General features: G+C 48.4%; 23 protein-coding genes and 1 pseudogene. 16 read left to right on the top strand and 8 right to left on the bottom strand.

Features of this window, described 5'->3' with window-relative positions:
- Nucleotides 1–82 precede the first annotated feature (82 nt).
- From ACWWFX_RS23320 to ACWWFX_RS23290, 7 genes are read right to left on the bottom strand one after another with little or no spacing between them, the layout of a single operon-like run.
- Nucleotides 83–919: an antitermination protein gene (locus ACWWFX_RS23320; RefSeq protein ID WP_473224881.1), complete on the bottom strand. Its 837-nt coding sequence runs from the start codon at nucleotides 917–919 to the stop codon at nucleotides 83–85.
- The gene (locus ACWWFX_RS23315) at nucleotides 916–1224 is read right to left on the bottom strand and encodes a hypothetical protein (RefSeq protein ID WP_422717319.1); all 309 of its coding nucleotides are present in this window, start codon (nucleotides 1222–1224) and stop codon (nucleotides 916–918) included. Before ACWWFX_RS23315 ends, ACWWFX_RS23320 begins: the two co-directional genes overlap by 4 nt.
- Nucleotides 1225–1234: 10 nt before the next feature.
- Nucleotides 1235–2593, bottom strand: coding sequence for a replicative DNA helicase (locus tag ACWWFX_RS23310; protein WP_473224880.1), 1359 nt, complete (start codon nucleotides 2591–2593; stop codon nucleotides 1235–1237).
- Complete coding sequence (locus ACWWFX_RS23305; RefSeq protein WP_211959007.1) at nucleotides 2590–3471, bottom strand: ATP-binding protein; 882 nt, start codon at nucleotides 3469–3471, stop codon at nucleotides 2590–2592. Before ACWWFX_RS23305 ends, ACWWFX_RS23310 begins: the two co-directional genes overlap by 4 nt.
- Before the next feature lie 15 nt (nucleotides 3472–3486).
- A complete protein-coding gene (locus tag ACWWFX_RS23300; RefSeq protein WP_368987610.1) occupies nucleotides 3487–4398 on the bottom strand; it encodes a helix-turn-helix domain-containing protein in 912 nt (303 codons plus the stop codon).
- Entirely contained in the window at nucleotides 4395–5219 is an 825-nt protein-coding gene (locus ACWWFX_RS23295) for a BRO-N domain-containing protein (RefSeq protein WP_354623714.1), read from the bottom strand. Before ACWWFX_RS23295 ends, ACWWFX_RS23300 begins: the two co-directional genes overlap by 4 nt.
- Before the next feature lie 28 nt (nucleotides 5220–5247).
- Entirely contained in the window at nucleotides 5248–5466 is a 219-nt protein-coding gene (locus ACWWFX_RS23290) for a transcriptional regulator (protein WP_407214307.1), read from the bottom strand.
- 113 nt (nucleotides 5467–5579) lie between these two features.
- Between ACWWFX_RS23290 and ACWWFX_RS23285 the strand changes: the two genes are divergently transcribed.
- From ACWWFX_RS23285 to ACWWFX_RS23230, 12 genes and pseudogenes are all read left to right on the top strand, one after another.
- The gene (locus tag ACWWFX_RS23285; RefSeq protein WP_354623718.1) at nucleotides 5580–6287 is read left to right on the top strand and encodes an XRE family transcriptional regulator; all 708 of its coding nucleotides are present in this window, start codon (nucleotides 5580–5582) and stop codon (nucleotides 6285–6287) included.
- Between the two features lie 419 nt (nucleotides 6288–6706).
- The gene (locus tag ACWWFX_RS23280; protein WP_473224879.1) at nucleotides 6707–6910 is read left to right on the top strand and encodes a hypothetical protein; all 204 of its coding nucleotides are present in this window, start codon (nucleotides 6707–6709) and stop codon (nucleotides 6908–6910) included.
- A 199-nt stretch (nucleotides 6911–7109) separates the two neighbouring features.
- The gene (locus ACWWFX_RS23275; RefSeq protein ID WP_354623722.1) at nucleotides 7110–7445 is read left to right on the top strand and encodes a hypothetical protein; all 336 of its coding nucleotides are present in this window, start codon (nucleotides 7110–7112) and stop codon (nucleotides 7443–7445) included.
- A 191-nt stretch (nucleotides 7446–7636) separates the two neighbouring features.
- Nucleotides 7637–7840, top strand: coding sequence for a hypothetical protein (locus ACWWFX_RS23270; RefSeq protein WP_354623724.1), 204 nt, complete (start codon nucleotides 7637–7639; stop codon nucleotides 7838–7840).
- Nucleotides 7821–8232 (top strand): annotated as a pseudogene (locus ACWWFX_RS23265) (hypothetical protein). Before ACWWFX_RS23270 ends, ACWWFX_RS23265 begins: the two are co-directional and overlap by 20 nt.
- Before the next feature lie 50 nt (nucleotides 8233–8282).
- Entirely contained in the window at nucleotides 8283–8924 is a 642-nt protein-coding gene (locus ACWWFX_RS23260; protein ID WP_473224878.1) for a hypothetical protein, read from the top strand.
- On the top strand, nucleotides 8921–9427 hold the full coding sequence (locus ACWWFX_RS23255) for a hypothetical protein (protein ID WP_473224877.1): 507 nt from the start codon (nucleotides 8921–8923) through the stop codon (nucleotides 9425–9427). The genes ACWWFX_RS23260 and ACWWFX_RS23255 overlap by 4 nt, the downstream gene beginning before the upstream one ends.
- A gap of 5 nt (nucleotides 9428–9432) precedes the next feature.
- A complete protein-coding gene (locus ACWWFX_RS23250; protein ID WP_473224876.1) occupies nucleotides 9433–9717 on the top strand; it encodes a hypothetical protein in 285 nt (94 codons plus the stop codon).
- Nucleotides 9718–9724: 7 nt separating this feature from the next.
- Nucleotides 9725–10462, top strand: coding sequence for a BRO-N domain-containing protein (locus ACWWFX_RS23245; protein WP_473224889.1), 738 nt, complete (start codon nucleotides 9725–9727; stop codon nucleotides 10460–10462).
- Between the two features lie 2 nt (nucleotides 10463–10464).
- On the top strand, nucleotides 10465–11262 hold the full coding sequence (locus ACWWFX_RS23240) for a hypothetical protein (RefSeq protein ID WP_473224875.1): 798 nt from the start codon (nucleotides 10465–10467) through the stop codon (nucleotides 11260–11262).
- 7 nt (nucleotides 11263–11269) lie between these two features.
- Nucleotides 11270–11512 (top strand): excisionase, encoded by a 243-nt coding sequence (locus ACWWFX_RS23235; protein WP_473224874.1) that lies wholly within the window; start codon nucleotides 11270–11272, stop codon nucleotides 11510–11512.
- Nucleotides 11496–12626 (top strand): phage integrase Arm DNA-binding domain-containing protein, encoded by a 1131-nt coding sequence (locus ACWWFX_RS23230; protein ID WP_473224873.1) that lies wholly within the window; start codon nucleotides 11496–11498, stop codon nucleotides 12624–12626. The genes ACWWFX_RS23235 and ACWWFX_RS23230 overlap by 17 nt, the downstream gene beginning before the upstream one ends.
- 42 nt (nucleotides 12627–12668) lie before the next feature.
- On the opposite strand, the gene ompW is transcribed toward ACWWFX_RS23230, so the two are convergent.
- Nucleotides 12669–13304, bottom strand: coding sequence for an outer membrane protein OmpW (gene ompW, locus ACWWFX_RS23225; RefSeq protein WP_473224872.1), 636 nt, complete (start codon nucleotides 13302–13304; stop codon nucleotides 12669–12671).
- A gap of 276 nt (nucleotides 13305–13580) precedes the next feature.
- Here ompW and ACWWFX_RS23220 point away from each other — a divergent pair, with 276 nt between their 5' ends.
- The 4 genes from ACWWFX_RS23220 to ACWWFX_RS23205 all read left to right on the top strand — a co-directional run bounded on the left by ACWWFX_RS23220 (nucleotide 13581) and on the right by ACWWFX_RS23205 (nucleotide 16217).
- A complete protein-coding gene (locus ACWWFX_RS23220; RefSeq protein WP_276224294.1) occupies nucleotides 13581–13985 on the top strand; it encodes a YkgJ family cysteine cluster protein in 405 nt (134 codons plus the stop codon).
- Between the two features lie 24 nt (nucleotides 13986–14009).
- On the top strand, nucleotides 14010–14753 hold the full coding sequence (locus ACWWFX_RS23215) for a YciC family protein (protein WP_149464592.1): 744 nt from the start codon (nucleotides 14010–14012) through the stop codon (nucleotides 14751–14753).
- Between the two features lie 54 nt (nucleotides 14754–14807).
- Complete coding sequence (locus ACWWFX_RS23210; protein ID WP_015964669.1) at nucleotides 14808–15344, top strand: septation protein A; 537 nt, start codon at nucleotides 14808–14810, stop codon at nucleotides 15342–15344.
- A gap of 633 nt (nucleotides 15345–15977) precedes the next feature.
- Entirely contained in the window at nucleotides 15978–16217 is a 240-nt protein-coding gene (locus ACWWFX_RS23205; RefSeq protein WP_097475495.1) for a DinI family protein, read from the top strand.
- Nucleotides 16218–16281 lie beyond the last annotated feature (64 nt).

The raw sequence follows: 16281 nt of genomic DNA, 5'->3' as shown, positions 1-16281 counted from the left end.
AAAATCTTTCAGGCGTTACTCCGCATGATTAGAATCATACACGACAACTTCGGACAAAATCAAGCTTTGTGTTGCTAAAAACCTAAACTTTGCTGTTTTCTTCCCGTGTACTGGTTGCCCTCTGAAATTCACTAGCTGCTTTACCTTCCTCCTGCTGGCAGATGCTTACCAATACCTCCAGAAATGGCTTCCAGTTACGGGTCCATGTTCTCACGTGCAGATCAGGGACGCGCTTCAGTATCGCTTTATAGGCCGCAGTAGACGGCACCGCAGAGAATCCGTTTCCACTGCAGCGCTCACAGGTTTTAAACACCGGCGCGCCGCGCTCGCTTGTGGCCTTGCGGTCGAGCACCTCTCCTTTACCACCACACCGACAGCGGGCGCTGATTGTTCCCTTGCCTTCGCAAATATCACAGATAGCCGGTACAACCTCTGTTACCTCAGTCCAATGCTCCCAGTCAGACGGACGAACGGCACGAGAGCGGTTAGCCCAATATGGCGCTTTACCCCATGGGTACGAAACTTTGCGGGTAATTTGCTCGCGGGTTGTTCGCCCGGTACCACTGCAGGTGTGACACGTCACGCTGGTAGCCGCCGAACGGGAATACTCAGCAAAGGCAAATTGTGCCAACATCTGCATGCACCATCCGAACTGCCCACCAGCTGCTTTGCGAACATTCTTCGGTGCGGCGTCCATCGCATATCGCGCCAGCGCCTGAACTGCGAGCTGTTCATCCGTTTTGCTGATTCCTGCTTTACCGAAGAACGCCGCCAGGCCGAAGCGCGCACGGCTGCTGGTGGTGCCAATGGCCGCCATCACATCAGTGCCGGTGATACGATCCGGAGATGTGCCTTTTACGCTGTCACTGATGTGCATACCCTGAGGGCTAAAGTGCTTTAGAGAAGATTCGAGTTTCATTGAATAGTGTCCCCCTTCCCTGCAGCGTCAAGCCATCCCGGCTGAGTCCACTGAACATCAGTTAGTTTTTCGCCTGCATCCCATAGGGCTAAACTTCGCATCACCATGTAGTGCATGAGGGGCTTCTCATGATAAAGCTGGTTGTCGGGAACCCCTTCCAGAAAATCTTCAACGGCGTCGATAATAAACCCAAAGCACTCAGGTTGATCGCTACAGCCAGTTGCAATTCCATGAGCAGTCTCTTGCAGTTGCATAAAGCGCTTTCTGGTTAAGAGGTATGACATTTCGCGAATAAGACGATCCATTACGGGCTCCTTAGGGTTTCGCATAGCGGCGGGGTTGTGGTTTTTGCTGAGGTGCTGATTTGCTCTTCGCCTCATCCTGGTCAATTGGAAGGAAATGCCCGTTGTAGAAACGACGGTAAACCGTCCCCAGTACGCCATTTCGCTGTTTGGTGATGTTAATTTCAGCTATGCCTTTCGCCGGGGATTCAGGGTTGTACACCTCATCACGATAGAGCATCAGGATGATATCGGCGTCGGCCTCTATCTCGCCGGAGTTCTTCAGATCGGAGTTCATTGGGCGTTTATTAGGGCGGGACTCCACGCCTCGAGAAAGCTGACTCAAAGCCAGAACGGGGGTACGATTTGTTTTTGCCAGCCGCTTCAGGCCTTTCGATAATTCACCTACAGCGAGGTCATAGCGGGAAGTGCTCTGGATCTTAATCAGCAACAGGTAGTCAATAACCACCAGCGCGATTTCCGGGTGGGCAATCTGATGACTGGTTGCCGTTTGCTGGATCTGCTCAAGCGTAAGGTCTGTGGCATCGACCATCCATATATTTCTGCCCGTAAGGCGACCTACGCCAGTTGACAATCTGGCCCAGTCTTCGTCCTGGAATTTCGCAACATCTTTGAGGCGTGATACCGACATACCCCCGGCAGCTGACACCATGCGTTCGCCGATCTGGATATTCGCCATCTCCATGCTAAAAAACAGGACGCCATGCCCCTGCTCTGACACCTTATCGATGATGTCGAGTGCCAGCTCTGTTTTCCCCATTGATGGCCGCGCGGCAATGAATACGAGATCGGTTGGTTCTATACCGCCAGTTTTGGCATCAAGCTCTTCAATGCCGGTAAGCAGGCTTTTTGCTTCTTCCATCCCCTGATGCCGGGCATCTGCGCGCTCAACAACAGCCGTTAGCACATCGTCAATGTGGACAGGTTGAACGGTATCGGGAGTAAGCGAAATTGCAGCCATAGCATCCTGTGCGGATTTCAGGGCCTCTACTGCATTCTCGCCATTAGCGGCGCTTCGTATCCCCGCCAGGGCTTTTTCAATTACAGCTTCAGCATCACGGACAGCGGCGTTGCGCTCCAAGACTGAGACGTAATAAACCAGCGAGGACTTCGCCCAGGTAATGCTGCTGGATTCGAGAATTATTGCGCTGTGCTCTGGCATGACTTCACAAAGCAGCAGTGGGTCAATCACTCCAGTTCCGCGAACCTGCCGACAGATGCCGGAATAGATATCGCGGTACTGCCGGACAGAAAATACGCTTGCCGGCAGTCGGGAAATGATGCCAAGAACCTCAGGATCTGCATTGCGCAGGAATAGTGCGCCAATTACAGCACCTTCCAGATCATCATTTTTCCATACAGGAGTTGTCATGCCGTCACCCCCGCAGCAATTGCGCGGTAGCTTTCCCAGCCAAACGCCAGGCGGTTACGCCCGCCATCGGTAACACGATCCACGATACGCTCGCCAATGGACTCTTTGAGTTGCTCAAACGTCAAGTTACTGATCAGGATTGTAGGCAGAACACTCTCATAGCGGGCGTTGATTACCTCCTGCAGAATAGTCATTTCAGCCGGGCTACCAAATTGCACGCCCACCTCATCGATGATAAGCAAGTCCAAAGAGGCGAACCGCTCAATAACCTCTTCCTCGGTAGTCTCAGCATTGTGGCGCCATGTACTTTTCACAGCACGGGTAAGGCGCATAACATCCGTTACTTCGACACTTGCCAGATGATTACGGACGATATTTTTAACCATCGATACCGCCAGATGGTTTTTACCGGTCCCGCAGTTGCCGGTCATGACGAGCCCAGTTCCAGCTTTCAAGCGATCAGGCCAACTAGCGGTGTAGCGCTGACAGGCTGCGAGATTTTTGGCGGCATCCGGGTTGATAGCCTGGTAGTTATCGAATTCACACGCTTCGAATCGTCTTGCGATCCCGGCATTGTCCATCAGTTCGGCTACTCGTAATGCACGCAGACTGGCTTCAATGTCAGCAAGTTCCGCTTTCACACACTCCGGGCACTGGGAGTGCTTAACATTTTCAACGCCACGATACGCTTTTCCAATGAGGGTAATACGCTCAAAATCGCCATGCTTCTCGCAGGTGGAGGTGCTGACTTCGCCTGACTCCCAGCTTCCCCATTGCCACGGTTTTTTATGCTCTACAGCGAAAGCCAGTTCTTCACTAAGCCCTTCACGTTTCGCCACCAGAGCTTCCATTTCTTCACGTTGTTTGATACTCAGCATTGTGATTTCTCCTGCTTACCAGTTGCAGTCTGACTGGCCGTAATCTTGTTCACTGAACCCTGATACAGGGAGCATTCCGGTTCGTACGTTGGTTTTGCCTGCGGGAGGCTGCCACACCTCTTCGAAGTGCCGATCAGGACCGAAGAACGTTGCTGCTTGTTTGACGAACTGAGTTCCCTCGCTACCAGTGGCGCGAACATACCCGGCATAACGGCTTACGCCTGCCAGCATTGCCTCAGTGGTAACACCGTCTTTGATTCGCGCTTTCCAGGCTTTCCAGGCAGCGGCCTTAGAGTTACCACCAGCACGTTTTGGGTATGCCTGCCACGCCTGTTCGAACTCGTTGGAATAGTTCTCTTTGGAAGAGCGATTTTCAGAAGGGGCTTTCCCACGTGCGCCAATATCTTGTGATTCTTGTTTTGAATTTACTTGTGGATCATGTTTTGAATTTACTTGTGGATCTGGGGTCAGATTCTGACGGGTGAAAACGCCATTTTTGTCAGAATCTGACGGGTGAAAACCGTTTGAACATCCAGAATCTGACGGTTCAGATTTTGAAGGGTCAGAATCTGACGGGTGAAAACCGTTAGTCCTGCGCTGCTTTTTCAGCGCTGCCACTTTGTCCTTCTCAATGCGTGCCAGAGCCTCGAGACGATCGGCATTCAAATGATAAAGATTGGACGTGTTGCGATTACCTTTACGACGTGATTCACGACGCAGCCAACCGGAAGACTCCAGTTCTGCAATGGCGGTCCTGACCGTGCTTTCCCCGAGCCCCAGCTGGCGGCAAATAGTTTCAACACTCGGATAGCAGACACCATCATCATTCGAGTAGTCAGCCAGGCGTGCCATAATCACAAGTTTGGCTCCCTTAATGTCATGAGCAGCGCATGCGTCCCAGACGTTACCGAGAATTTTGCTACTCATGCAGCACCTGCCAGCTCAATATCGTGGGTAAATTTTCCATCCCAGCCTTGCTTCATCGGGAGGTTGCCCTTCAGATAGTGTCGGTAAAGCCAGATGGCCCCCTTGCGTTTCAGCACAGGCTTATAAGCGTCAAAACTCTCTGCATCCTCGGGGGCCACGCGCTGATGCTTCTCGGTCAGATACAAATCACGGGCATAATGTTTAACCCGCCACGAGGCTTTGCGAGAGTCAGGGCGTTCGTCGTACAACCAGTTGTGATCAGCCAGAAAGGTGTTAATCTGCTGAACGTTTACACCGTTGAGTTGCTTGCAGAACTGGAAAGGAGTCATGCCTGGTTGAAACAGGTTTTCCAGGTGTTCAATGTATTGAGCCTGACGGTGTACATACCCAATAGCCTTGTTTTTCGCTTCATATTCATCTGCCCAGGCGCGGGCAGCGGATGCCGGATCATTAAAATCAGGAAGGCTACTGTTTGGTGAAAGGATGTACGCTCCGGTCGCGCGAATTGATGGCAGCACTTCAGCAGTGATCCAGCGCTTGAAACGCCTGGCTTGCTTTTTGCGGCTTTTGAGAATAAGCGTGTAAAGCCCAGACTCATTGACCAGCATCGGTTTACGGCCCGAACCCGAATACTGTTCGTGTTCGCGTTTATCCTCATCATCAACCGACAAAAGTGCTTTGTTCGTGTCACTCAGCCCCAGCGCCTGGCATGCATCGACAGCAAAAAACCACGGTGCCTGGTCAACCATGACGGTCCGAACTGAAGCCAGCAACTCACCAGCATCAGATTTAAAATCGAATGTTTTAATAGCGATATTCATATCTGCTCCTGTGGTTCGCTGTGACATGTCATACCTTTGAGGAAGGGTGTGGGAATAATTTTGGTTTATCAGGTCTCAGTTCATGGGCAGGGATTCCAGTTAAGGCTGCTACATCAGGCACATGCTCCACCCCAACAACCCCCACCTTTCTCCAGCGAGAAACAGATGGTTGTTTTACACCTATAGCGCGAGCTAAAGCATTTACCCCGCCAGCAGCATCAATAGCTCTTTCAATTGCTGATTTCATTTTTTGCTAATCCCATTCAATTGCTATCGGTCCAATAATAGCAATTGCTATTGGAATGAGCAATAGACTTGTTTATCATGCTTGACTAGAATGTGATAGCGGAGGCTATAAATATGCAAGAGAGTACACTTAAGACGCTAGCTGACAGACTTAACTACGCAATGCATGAAATGGGTATGAGTCAGGGGCAATTAGCTAAAGCGGCGAATATGGCACAACCAACCATATGGCGAATAACATCCGGGAATGCTAGAGGAACAACCAAAATCGTTGAAATAGCTAATGCCCTAGGTGTTCGTTCGGAGTGGCTATCAAACGGTACTGGACCAATGAGAGGTGACGACCAGCAGCCACCCCCACCTATGACTATCAAAAAAGATCCAGCCATCTTCAGAGTTGACGTGCTCGACCTTACCGTAAGTGCTGGCCCGGGCATAATTAACAGCGAATTCGTGGAGGTGCTGCGCTCCGTGGAATACTCAGTTGAAGATGCCCGTCAAATGTTTAATGGCCGGAAACAGGAGCAGATACGCATCATCAACGTTCGAGGTGATAGCATGTCTGGCACCATAGAGCCAGGGGACTTACTCTTCGTCGATATCAGCGTTCAGCACTTTGATGGCGACGGTATATACGCGTTCATCTACGATGACACATCGCATGTTAAGCGCTTACAAAAGATGAAAGACAAACTCTTAGTTATCTCTGACAACCATACCTATCTTCCATGGGAACCAATCGAGAAGGAAGAGATGAACAAAATTTTCATCTTCGGAAAGGTGATCGGCAGCATGCCGCAGACGTACAGGAAGCATGGGTGAATAATGCAAACGAAAATAAAAACTCACGCATAGCAAACTAAATATATTCTCAACCCGGCCAGTGCGCCGGGTTTTCTACGCTCCCCCACAATAGTAATCACCAGTCAACCAGACGGGCGACTACCTGATCGGAACTCCGCCCCTACCCTCTCGATCTCTGCGAGTAACTCGCCCTTTCAAAGCCCATTTTATTCTCAAGTTTCGATACTCCTATCCTAGATATCTCATGTATTGGTGGATCACTGGCTAAATGACAATTATTTCTACTATGCTGTTACAAACACACCAGCAATAGATTTTTTTTATTTTTGATATCAACAACATAAAAATCAATAGCAATTTAAATAGCAATACCTATTGCAAAGAGCAATAGCAGGTTCTATCATCATTCTATCAAATCGACTCAGAGGTGATAGAAGATGTCTCAGAAGATAAAAACATTCAAAGGGTTGTCCATCCATCCTTGTGATGCCTTCAAGAATATGTCCTTGATTGTTGAAGCTGCTAGTTTGCTATCGGCGGTTGATGATGACGAGTATAGAGAAATTAGCGACATTCTTCTCGCTTTTGTCTGCAACTATGCAAACGAGGCCCATAAAAATGAATTGGATAAACTTCAATGATAACGCCTATTAATATGCTTGAAACCATCGCAGCTGAATTAGTTGAAAACACGTCACTTCTGGAGTTTATTTTTCAACACTCACCTGACAATGGAGAAATTGATAACCACCTGTGTTGCTTGATTCGTTCAATGCAGAAAACCAGCGATAAAGCATATGAATATATAAATCAGTATGACTTTAAGGGCGAGGCAAATAAATGAACATCTCCGCAAACAACGCCATTGACCAGGCAGAGAAAATCATCACTGATATTTTCGAAAATGGTGAACATGATAAACAGACTAGTGAAGGTCTTTATCTGGTATTGACACTGCTGGCTGATGCACGTTCATCTATAGGTGAAATTGACGATCTCTTCTTTGATGCAGTCATTACAGCAAGAAAGTTAGATGCACTTACCACCGCCTATTGTGAACAATATTTCACTGATGAAGATAATGAACGGCAAGAAACTTATTTAGCTGCCGCCATTCGAGATTATGCATCGAAAGCATGTGATGAATTAAAAATAATTGAAGAAAAAATTAATTAAATAACACCCTTAATTTAATTACGCCTTAAACGGTGTGGCTTCCTGCAACCTGAAAACAGGATTATTTAAAAAATGACATTCATTAAAGATAAAGCGGCATACAAAACGGCATGTCTTTTCTTTATTGCCTATGGCGAAGAATACCGCCATATCATAGACCTTTTCATGCGCAAAGCTTATGGAGTGTGAATATGCTTAGCAAAGATAGTTCGATCGAAACCGCTAAAAACACAGCAGATAACCTTTATCAGTTAATGGAGTTAATTAACTCGAACATTACTGATATGGATATTGAGCAAATAATTTCCTTATCAGGCCTCTGCCTCGATTTATCGGCTCAGGTTTCTACGTGGATGGATTCGGAGTTTGAACGCCGTGAAAAACAACGTAATTGAAACGTACCGCCGCAGAATTTTAAAGTCTGCGCTATTACGCCACCAGCGAAAAACAGGGAGTAACTGCCTTGTTATTAAGCTCAGTAAAGGCGGTATTAATACGGTCGAGTTAACAGAGATTCTTCTCGATGGATTATTGAGAATAATTCGAAAGGCTTGCGATCAGTGAGTACGGGAATGTCGAAGGCGTAAAAGCTATCAAGGGAATTTACAGCAGCGCTGTTGATGTTAATGGCAGCGGTGAATTCCTTACGGATAGCGGGAAGGAGTTAATCGACGAGCTCATTTCTGAGCTGGTTGAGTTCGTCAAAAAACAAAAAGTTGAGGCTCCGAAAACGGAGTTCCATGAAATGGGGGGATCTGATGGCACTGACAGCGATACGAATTCCTGAGTGGGTTCATTGCAGTGGGGTTTCATAACCTGAATACAGGAGTGTAATTCGTGAACAAATTAGAAATTGACCATTTTTTAGAATCTAAAACATCGCAGAAAAAGAAGAAGAAACTTATTTGCGGTATTGGGCATTTTGATGTCGATTTCCCGTGTGGAATCTGGATAGACGGTAAATGCCATCATCACAGCGCGTACGACGTATGGCGTCACATGATTCAACGTTGCTACAAACCCAACACAGAGCAGGACGCGCGCATTTACGCCGGATGTATTGTGTGCGATGAGTGGCTTTATTTCAGTAATTTTCTGGCCTTCTGGAAAGCTCGTTACCGTGAAGGCTACGCACTGGACAAGGATTTATTACATCCCGGTAATAAAACTTATTCACCAGAGCATTGTGTATTCATTCCGCAGGCACTGAACAACTTTGGCGTTGACCACACCAGACCACGCGGTGAATTACCACAGGGTGTGAGTTGGCACAAGCTGCGCAGTAAGTTTCGGACGCGAATACGCATAAACGGGAAAACCAAACATCTCGGGTTGTTCGACAACGCACAGGAAGCACATACAGCATGGCATGCAGTCAGGGTGCAACAGGCTCGCGACTGGAAACCGGTCTGCGATGAAATCCATCCAGACCTGCACGCCGGATTAATGCAAAAAGTAGCCGAAGGATTAAACCGATGAACACAAACAAAAAAGAAAACGTGAAGCAGCTTGTTGCGCGCCTGAAGGAAATCCAGAAAAACTCCGACGTAGCGTTTCCTGATTGGATGCTTGATGAGAATCGTTATGGAGAGGGTGAACTCACTGCTGAAGAACAACATGAGTGGGCCGAAACCGTTTGCCATTCCATGCGCGGAACTGTCGCCCTTCTCTACCTGATTGAATGCGAAAAGCGTTGGGGACTACGTGACGGTGAATACCAGTTTAAAACCGGTGAGTTTGTTTTTGGCTTAACGCGTGAGCTTATCGAAAATCTGCTGATTAAGTACGTAGAAGACGTACTGATCCAGCAAAAACCACAGGAAAGATATCTGGCTGTATTTCAGTTCTACTCCGCCAACGATCAGCGCCTTAAAGAAGATGGTCATTCGTGGTTTGCAGAGTTTCTAGACGACATGTTAGTGGATCTCGCCGACCGGTTACGAGCTGGCGAAGTAACACCAGTTCAACACATTTTGCACTGAGGTACATGATGATGAAAAACGAACTTATCACTGTGTGGTACCGCGTCACATTAATGGTTACCGAGAACGGTCAACGTCGCGAATACTCCACTTTTGTTGACTGTAGAGGCGAAATGGACGCGGTGGTTTCTGCGACTGAAGGGGCATGTAAATGGCACCCTGAATTCAGCGAGCCAGCATTCGAAGCTATCCGCATCGCGACCTATGGAGAGGCCGAATCGCTTGATGCAGAACTCGATGCGATTGCCGAACGTGAAGCAAAGGAACTGGAGGAAAAAGGCAATGAGTAATCAGTTGATGACATTTAACTCAGCGGATCTCGGCATTTCTCTGAGCGGAATGCTTTACCAGGGGAAACCGGTATTTGATGCCGTTGAGCTGGCAAAATCCCTGGGTTATGCAAATCCGGCAGACGCGCTAAAAACCCACTGCAAGTCATTGATTAAACTTAATTATAGCGAATCGCGAGAATTGGGTTTCAACGACAAAATTCGTGGCATGCAACTTGCTCCTGAATCTGATGCTTACCGGCTCATTCTCCGCAGCCAGCTTGCTTCCGCTGAACGTGTACAGGATTGGGTATGCGAAGATGTTCTGCCATCTATCCGCGAAACTGGCAGCTATGGATACCAACGCCTTAAATCTCAGGCGGAGATCATTGCCGAAATGGCCCTGCTGAATGTTGAGCAGGAGCGACGCCTTAACCAGGTTGAGGACAAGGTCGTGGAGGTTACCGAGCTAGTAGACAATATCGCTCGTGGTGCAACTCCTCCGGGCTGGGCTGGATACTCCGAATTGAAAGCGCAGTGCGGGCTTTCAGATGCAAAATGTCGCCAGTTAGTCTCCGCTTATGACATCGGCCATAAGCCTATCCCATTTATTGCGCCTGGCGGAACCAAATCCACAATGACCATTGTGCGTGAACAGCCATTTATGACCGCATTCACCAAAATGATGTTTGAAGCTGAACCGCGCGGTACTCGCTGGTACCACCCGAAAATGGGGCTTTTCCAGGTTATCGGATGGGAGGGTTAGCGGTGAAAAATAACGAAATCTGGAATCCGGCTGGCTCTGTTGAGCTGGCCCACCAGCAAGCTCTGGCATGGGTATCTGATGCCTACCTGTTCCATCTGGTGAGTCTGCATCGTCGCCCGGTTTATCGCCACCAGTACGGTGATATTTCGCTTAATCAGCCAGCATTGCAGGCATTCATTGATTCGTATCTCGCTGATAAGGGGTGGAGCATGGAGCGCCGGAGGATGCATTACATCGATATTCTGGATCCCATCAAATACATACATCGCAGTAATTCCGATTTCATCGACTGGGGAACGGTGCCGACCCTTACTCCGAGAGGGATCCGCTGGTTGAATGCCTGTTTCTCCCGCTTTGGCGAAATGGTTAACAGCTACGGTGGCTGGGAAGAAAGCGTAAAAATGATGGAGAGACGAAAAGTTGCAGGCGAGACGCATAACAGCAGGAGTAATGAAAAAGGGCAGGTGATGGAGGAGTACAGCGTTCCCACCTTCGTTCCGGAGCCAGTGCAGAGCGTAGACCATGTCGATGGAGAGTCGCCGCCCTGCATCCAGACCGCATCAGAACTGGGTTTTAAGCCGAAAAATGCCGGGCCGCAACCCGGCATGAACTCGACTCTGGTTAACGGTGTCACCATTGGTAAACCGTTGACCATTACTCTGCCCGATATCAGCTCAAAGGCATTCTGGAGTGGCACAGGTAAAAGCGAGGCATTCCATCCAGATACTTATCGGCGGTGGGCCAAAGAGGCGATCGAGAGAGATTGTGCGATTGCAAATATTGATGTGACGGTTAAGTGAGGCGGTTATGGGCAGAAGAATACTACTTGCAGAGTGGGCCAAAGAAGAATTTGGAGAGCCAATACCCGGCCCTGCGACTCTGAATAAGTACGCAAAAAATGGCATGATATACCCGCCACCTATTAAAGCTGGTCGAAGCTGGCGTGTCGATAAAGATGCCCGCTTCGTTGGTATGACGGTTAAACCGGTAATCAAAAAAAGCGATAGCGATATCCTTAAGAGGATCCTCGAAGATGGCGAGACCCCGTAAATATAAAGTGGACATTCCTGGACTGTCTTGTTTCACGGATGCCAGGACAAAAAAAGTTTACTGGCGCTATAAACATCCTGTTACTGGCAAGTTTCACGGGCTGGGTACGGATGAATCCGCTGCGAAAGCAATCGCAATGGAAGCAAACGAAAGGCTGGCGGAACGCCAGCTCTCCCAGCTACTGAAAGCAAGGGCTGAAATCAGCAGATCAGCCGGCAAGTCAGTATCAGTAACTTCGTTCATAGTTAAATACAGGAAGATTCAGGAGGAGCGTTACGCAAACGGAGAGATTAAATTAACAACACTGAAGCAGAAAGAGGCTCCTCTGAAAGCACTGACATCACATGTTGGCTTGAAGGACATTGATGCTGTAACTGTCCGAGACATAGTAGACATTCTCGATTCTTATCGGGAGCGTGGGCAGAACAGGATGGCTCAAATTGTCAGGAAGGTCATTGTTGACGTCTACAGAGAAGCGCAGCAAGCCGGTGAAGTTCCACCTGGATATAATCCTGCGGAAGCAACTAAAAAGCCAAAGGTTACAGTGTCACGGAATCGCTTAACTCTGGAAGAGTGGCAAATGATTCTCGAACAGTCAGGGAATCATACATACTTTCTACGTCGGGCTATGCTGCTGGCTATCGTCACAGGTCAGCGCCTTAATGATATCTGTAACATGAAATTCAATGATATCTGGGATGGGTACCTGCACATCGAACAGGGAAAAACCGGCGCCAAAATAGCAATCCCGTTGAACCTTCGTTGCGAGGCTATTGGATATTCGCTCAGTGAAGTTGTTTCTATGTGTCGTGACAAGATCCTTAGCCCTTACCTACTACATCACCACCACGCAAAAGGAACAGCTAAACGCGGCGATATGATTAAGCCAGCAACGCTCACCGTAGCTTTTAGCGCAGCTCGCGATCGAGTGTCTTACAACTGGAAAAAAGATGGCACTGCGCCAAGTTTTCATGAGCAGCGTTCTCTGGCCGAAAGACTTTACAGGGAACAAGGGATCGACACGCAAACGTTACTTGGGCATAGCTCAAAAACGATGACCGATCAGTACAACGACACAAGGGGTAAAGAGTGGAAAAAACTGGCCGTTTTATGATCAGTTTTGCAGAAGAGTTTTGCAGAGGTTTTGCAGAAGAATTTAAAAACGATAACCTGCTGAGAACATAAACACCCACGGATCCAGGCGGGTACTGACTTGCTGGCGATCTCCGTTATGTTTGAATTTCACGTTGGTGTCGATATCCATATACCAGACGGACATATTCACCAGCCAGTCACGGTTAATTAAGTAGTCCATCCCCACCTGCCCTGCGGCGCCCCAGGAATCATCAAGGCTAAGGTCTGAGAGCCCGGCTTCTTTACCCGTTTTGTTAAAATCGTTGTCAAAGAATGTGGTGTAGTTGATACCCGCACCAATGTACGGACGCAGTTTGCTACTGGAATCACCAAAGTACCATTGTGCCATTAAGGTTGGCGGTAAGTGGTGAACGGTGGCGATATCACCCGTTGGGCCAGTACCCACTTTATGACGGAACGGCGTAGCCGCCAGCAGTTCAATACCGATATTCTCGGTTGCCATATAGGTAAATGTCAGACCTAACTGTGTGTTATTGCTGACATTAAATCCACCAAGAGCACCGAGGACGTTGTCTGATCCTTCAGATGGACGCACCGTTGCGGAACCCGCACGAATGAAAAATTCGCCCGCGTCATGGGCCCATGCGCCACCAGAAAGCGTTGAAAGTGCTAAGGCTGCCACTGCTAATTTTTTCATACCCACTCCTTTTTTAGGGGTTTTATTAGTCGTGGCAAATATACCTACAAATGGTTAATCAGATCGCAACACAGATCACACCAAATGTTAAATTTTAACATTTATTGATCTGGATTAATTTTTGCTTATTTAGTTGAGATGAAAGATACGTATCCACATCAATTTCATTGGTATTTTTCTGAAACGGGAATGTCCGGATCCCCACTTGCTCTCTTGCAAACGTCTGGATAATTTAGACGCGACAACTTTTGTTGATGCGTTTTTTTCAGGTGTGCTATGAGCGATTTGAATCCGTGCATGACGTGCGGGGCCTGTTGTGCGTATTTCCGCGTCTCTTTTTACTGGGCTGAAGCCAACGATGGCGGTGGCCTGGTGCCTGCGCAGCTTACCGAGCCCCTTACGCCTTTTTTACGTTGTATGATGGGTACCAACAGCAAACATCCGCGCTGTGGGTCACTTGAGGGAGAAATTGGCCGCAGGGTCAGCTGTGCTATCTACCCTAATCGCCCTTCGCCCTGTCGTGAATTTGCCATGTCGGGTGAAAATGACGAAGAGAATGAAGCCTGTAATCGCGCCCGGGCGCGCTACGGCTTACCTCCTCTTTACAAAGATATGCTTTTCCATACGAGTCTTGAGGCTGCAACGAGTGTATTAACTGCGGTACAATCAGCGGCTAATTAACACCTGTATAATCAAGGAGAGTGCATGTCTATCACGGCGCAGTCCGTATACCGTGACACGGGCAATTTTTTCCGTAATCAGTTTTTAACCATTTTGCTGATTGCGCTGCTGTGCGCATTTATCACCGTGGTGATTGGTCACGCCTTTACACCCAGCGATGAACAGCTTGCTCTCTTACGTCAGGGTGACAACCTCACCGGAAGCGTCGGTTTGTTTGATCTGGTACAAAACATGACGCCAGAGCAGCAGCAAATCCTGCTGCGTGCTTCAGCGGCATCAACGTTTTCTGGGCTGATTGGCAACGCCATTCTGGCCGGCGGCGTCATGCTGATGATTCAACTGGTTTCTGCCGGTCATCGCGTCAGCGCCCTGCGCGCCATTGGCGCAAGCGCGCCTATCCTGCCTAAACTGTTTATACTGATCTTCCTCACCACCTTTATGGTACAGATGGGCGTGATGCTGATCGTCGTGCCGGGCGTGTTGTTGGCCATTGTGCTGGCTTTCGCGCCTGTCATGTTAGTGCAGGATAAAATGGGTATCTTCGTATCGATGCGCAGCAGCATGAAACTGGCGTGGGCAAATATGCGCCTGGTGGCACCGGCGGTGATTGGCTGGCTGCTGGCGAAAACGCTGTTACTGGTGTTCGCACCGAACTTTGCCGTGCTGACGCCAAACGTTGGTGCGGTAGTGGTGAATACGCTCAGCAACCTTATCTCTGCCGTGTTGCTGATTTATTTATTCCGCTTGTATATGCTTATTCGCAACTAATTTTCCTGCGGGCCCGATTGTCTTTGGGCCGCATCTGGAGTACGGAATCGAAGTATGAAGCAGTTTCTGGATTTTTTACCGCTGGTCGTCTTCTTCGCGTTTTATAAGATTTACGACATTTATGCCGCAACATCTGCGCTAATTGTCGCAACCGCTATCGTGCTGATCTACAGCTGGGTACGCTACCGCAAAGTCGAAAAAATGGCGCTTATCACCTTTGTACTGGTCGCGGTCTTCGGTGGCTTAACCCTCTTCTTCCACAACGATGAATTTATCAAGTGGAAAGTCACCGTGATTTACGCGCTGTTTGCCGGTGCGCTGCTGGTTAGCCAGTGGGTGATGAAAAAGCCGCTGATTCAGCGCATGCTGGGGAAAGAGCTAACGCTGCCTGCGTCGGTGTGGTCCAATCTGAATATCGCCTGGGCCGTGTTCTTTATTCTCTGCGGCCTGGCCAATATCTATATTGCGTTCTGGTTACCGCAAAACATTTGGGTCAACTTTAAGGTCTTTGGCCTGACGGCGATGACGCTTCTGTTCACTGTGCTGAGCGGCGTCTACATCTATCGCCATATGCCGCAGGAAGAGAAATAACAAGCAAACCACGCAAACCCTATATATCATGTAGTTAAGTGATATACAGGCGTTGCTTTTACGCTTTAGACACACAATGATGTACACATTTTTCATTGTGTGTCCCCCCTCCTTCATCTTTCTGCGCATTTTCTATACTTTCAGTTCGACTACTGGAGGTTTCCATGTGCGGACGTTTCTCTCAATTAATGACCCGTGAAGATTACCTGGCGTTAATCACCGAAGATACTGAGCATTAAGTCACCGGGTTATCATCATCCACCGCCCGGTTAATCAGGTAGGTCAGAATCCCCTCCACTTCAACCTCATCCAAAACCTCACCTTCCAGAACTTCACCATCAACCGTTATCAAAGCGCCCCCTCTACGTTTGGCAAAGTTACAACCACCTGAGTACGATATCAGGTAGGTGCTTTCTGGAGACGGCTTCAGTCCCTTCTCAATCACAGCAAACCCATGCGATGTCTAAATCACAAGGCTGTTAGCCGTGACGCTGCAGATAGTCTCTATAGTTAGCGTGCTTTCAATGTAGTCTCTTGCTGGCGATGGAAATCCCATGGTTGCCCCCACTCTTGACACTGGATAAAAACACAGTATAAATACTGTATATCCAACCAGTAAAGAGGAAAGCTAAAATGTTTGTGGAATTGGTTTACGACAAGCGCAATGTGGCAGGACTTCCGGGTGCTCGTGAAATCATCCTGTCAGAGCTGACTAAACGTGTTCACCGGATTTTTCCTGATGCAGATGTGAAGGTGAAACCGATGCAGGCGAACGCCCTAAACAGTGACTGTACGAAAACAGAAAAAGAACGGCTTAACCGCATGCTGGAGGAAATGTTTGAAGAGGCTGATATGTGGATGGTGGCTGACTGATGGACATCGATAACATCATTATTTCTGGTGTCAGAATCTACTTTCCACCAGATAATACCCTACC

This window comes from Pseudocitrobacter sp. 2023LY-00077, assembly GCF_055796175.1.
This window is presented reverse-complemented; position numbering and strand designations above follow the sequence as displayed.

Coding starts and splice junctions, on each gene's coding strand:
- ACWWFX_RS23320 (WP_473224881.1), bottom strand. CDS start 919: ATGAAACTCGAATCTTCTCTAAAGCACTTTAGCCCTCAGGGTATGCAC.
- ACWWFX_RS23315 (WP_422717319.1), bottom strand. CDS start 1,224: ATGGATCGTCTTATTCGCGAAATGTCATACCTCTTAACCAGAAAGCGC.
- ACWWFX_RS23310 (WP_473224880.1), bottom strand. CDS start 2,593: ATGACAACTCCTGTATGGAAAAATGATGATCTGGAAGGTGCTGTAATT.
- ACWWFX_RS23305 (WP_211959007.1), bottom strand. CDS start 3,471: ATGCTGAGTATCAAACAACGTGAAGAAATGGAAGCTCTGGTGGCGAAA.
- ACWWFX_RS23300 (WP_368987610.1), bottom strand. CDS start 4,398: ATGAGTAGCAAAATTCTCGGTAACGTCTGGGACGCATGCGCTGCTCAT.
- ACWWFX_RS23295 (WP_354623714.1), bottom strand. CDS start 5,219: ATGAATATCGCTATTAAAACATTCGATTTTAAATCTGATGCTGGTGAG.
- ACWWFX_RS23290 (WP_407214307.1), bottom strand. CDS start 5,466: ATGAAATCAGCAATTGAAAGAGCTATTGATGCTGCTGGCGGGGTAAAT.
- ACWWFX_RS23285 (WP_354623718.1), top strand. CDS start 5,580: ATGCAAGAGAGTACACTTAAGACGCTAGCTGACAGACTTAACTACGCA.
- ACWWFX_RS23280 (WP_473224879.1), top strand. CDS start 6,707: ATGTCTCAGAAGATAAAAACATTCAAAGGGTTGTCCATCCATCCTTGT.
- ACWWFX_RS23275 (WP_354623722.1), top strand. CDS start 7,110: ATGAACATCTCCGCAAACAACGCCATTGACCAGGCAGAGAAAATCATC.
- ACWWFX_RS23270 (WP_354623724.1), top strand. CDS start 7,637: ATGCTTAGCAAAGATAGTTCGATCGAAACCGCTAAAAACACAGCAGAT.
- ACWWFX_RS23255 (WP_473224877.1), top strand. CDS start 8,921: ATGAACACAAACAAAAAAGAAAACGTGAAGCAGCTTGTTGCGCGCCTG.
- ACWWFX_RS23250 (WP_473224876.1), top strand. CDS start 9,433: ATGATGATGAAAAACGAACTTATCACTGTGTGGTACCGCGTCACATTA.
- ACWWFX_RS23245 (WP_473224889.1), top strand. CDS start 9,725: ATGACATTTAACTCAGCGGATCTCGGCATTTCTCTGAGCGGAATGCTT.
- ACWWFX_RS23235 (WP_473224874.1), top strand. CDS start 11,270: ATGGGCAGAAGAATACTACTTGCAGAGTGGGCCAAAGAAGAATTTGGA.
- ACWWFX_RS23230 (WP_473224873.1), top strand. CDS start 11,496: ATGGCGAGACCCCGTAAATATAAAGTGGACATTCCTGGACTGTCTTGT.
- ompW (WP_473224872.1), bottom strand. CDS start 13,304: ATGAAAAAATTAGCAGTGGCAGCCTTAGCACTTTCAACGCTTTCTGGT.
- ACWWFX_RS23220 (WP_276224294.1), top strand. CDS start 13,581: ATGAGCGATTTGAATCCGTGCATGACGTGCGGGGCCTGTTGTGCGTAT.
- ACWWFX_RS23215 (WP_149464592.1), top strand. CDS start 14,010: ATGTCTATCACGGCGCAGTCCGTATACCGTGACACGGGCAATTTTTTC.
- ACWWFX_RS23210 (WP_015964669.1), top strand. CDS start 14,808: ATGAAGCAGTTTCTGGATTTTTTACCGCTGGTCGTCTTCTTCGCGTTT.
- ACWWFX_RS23205 (WP_097475495.1), top strand. CDS start 15,978: ATGTTTGTGGAATTGGTTTACGACAAGCGCAATGTGGCAGGACTTCCG.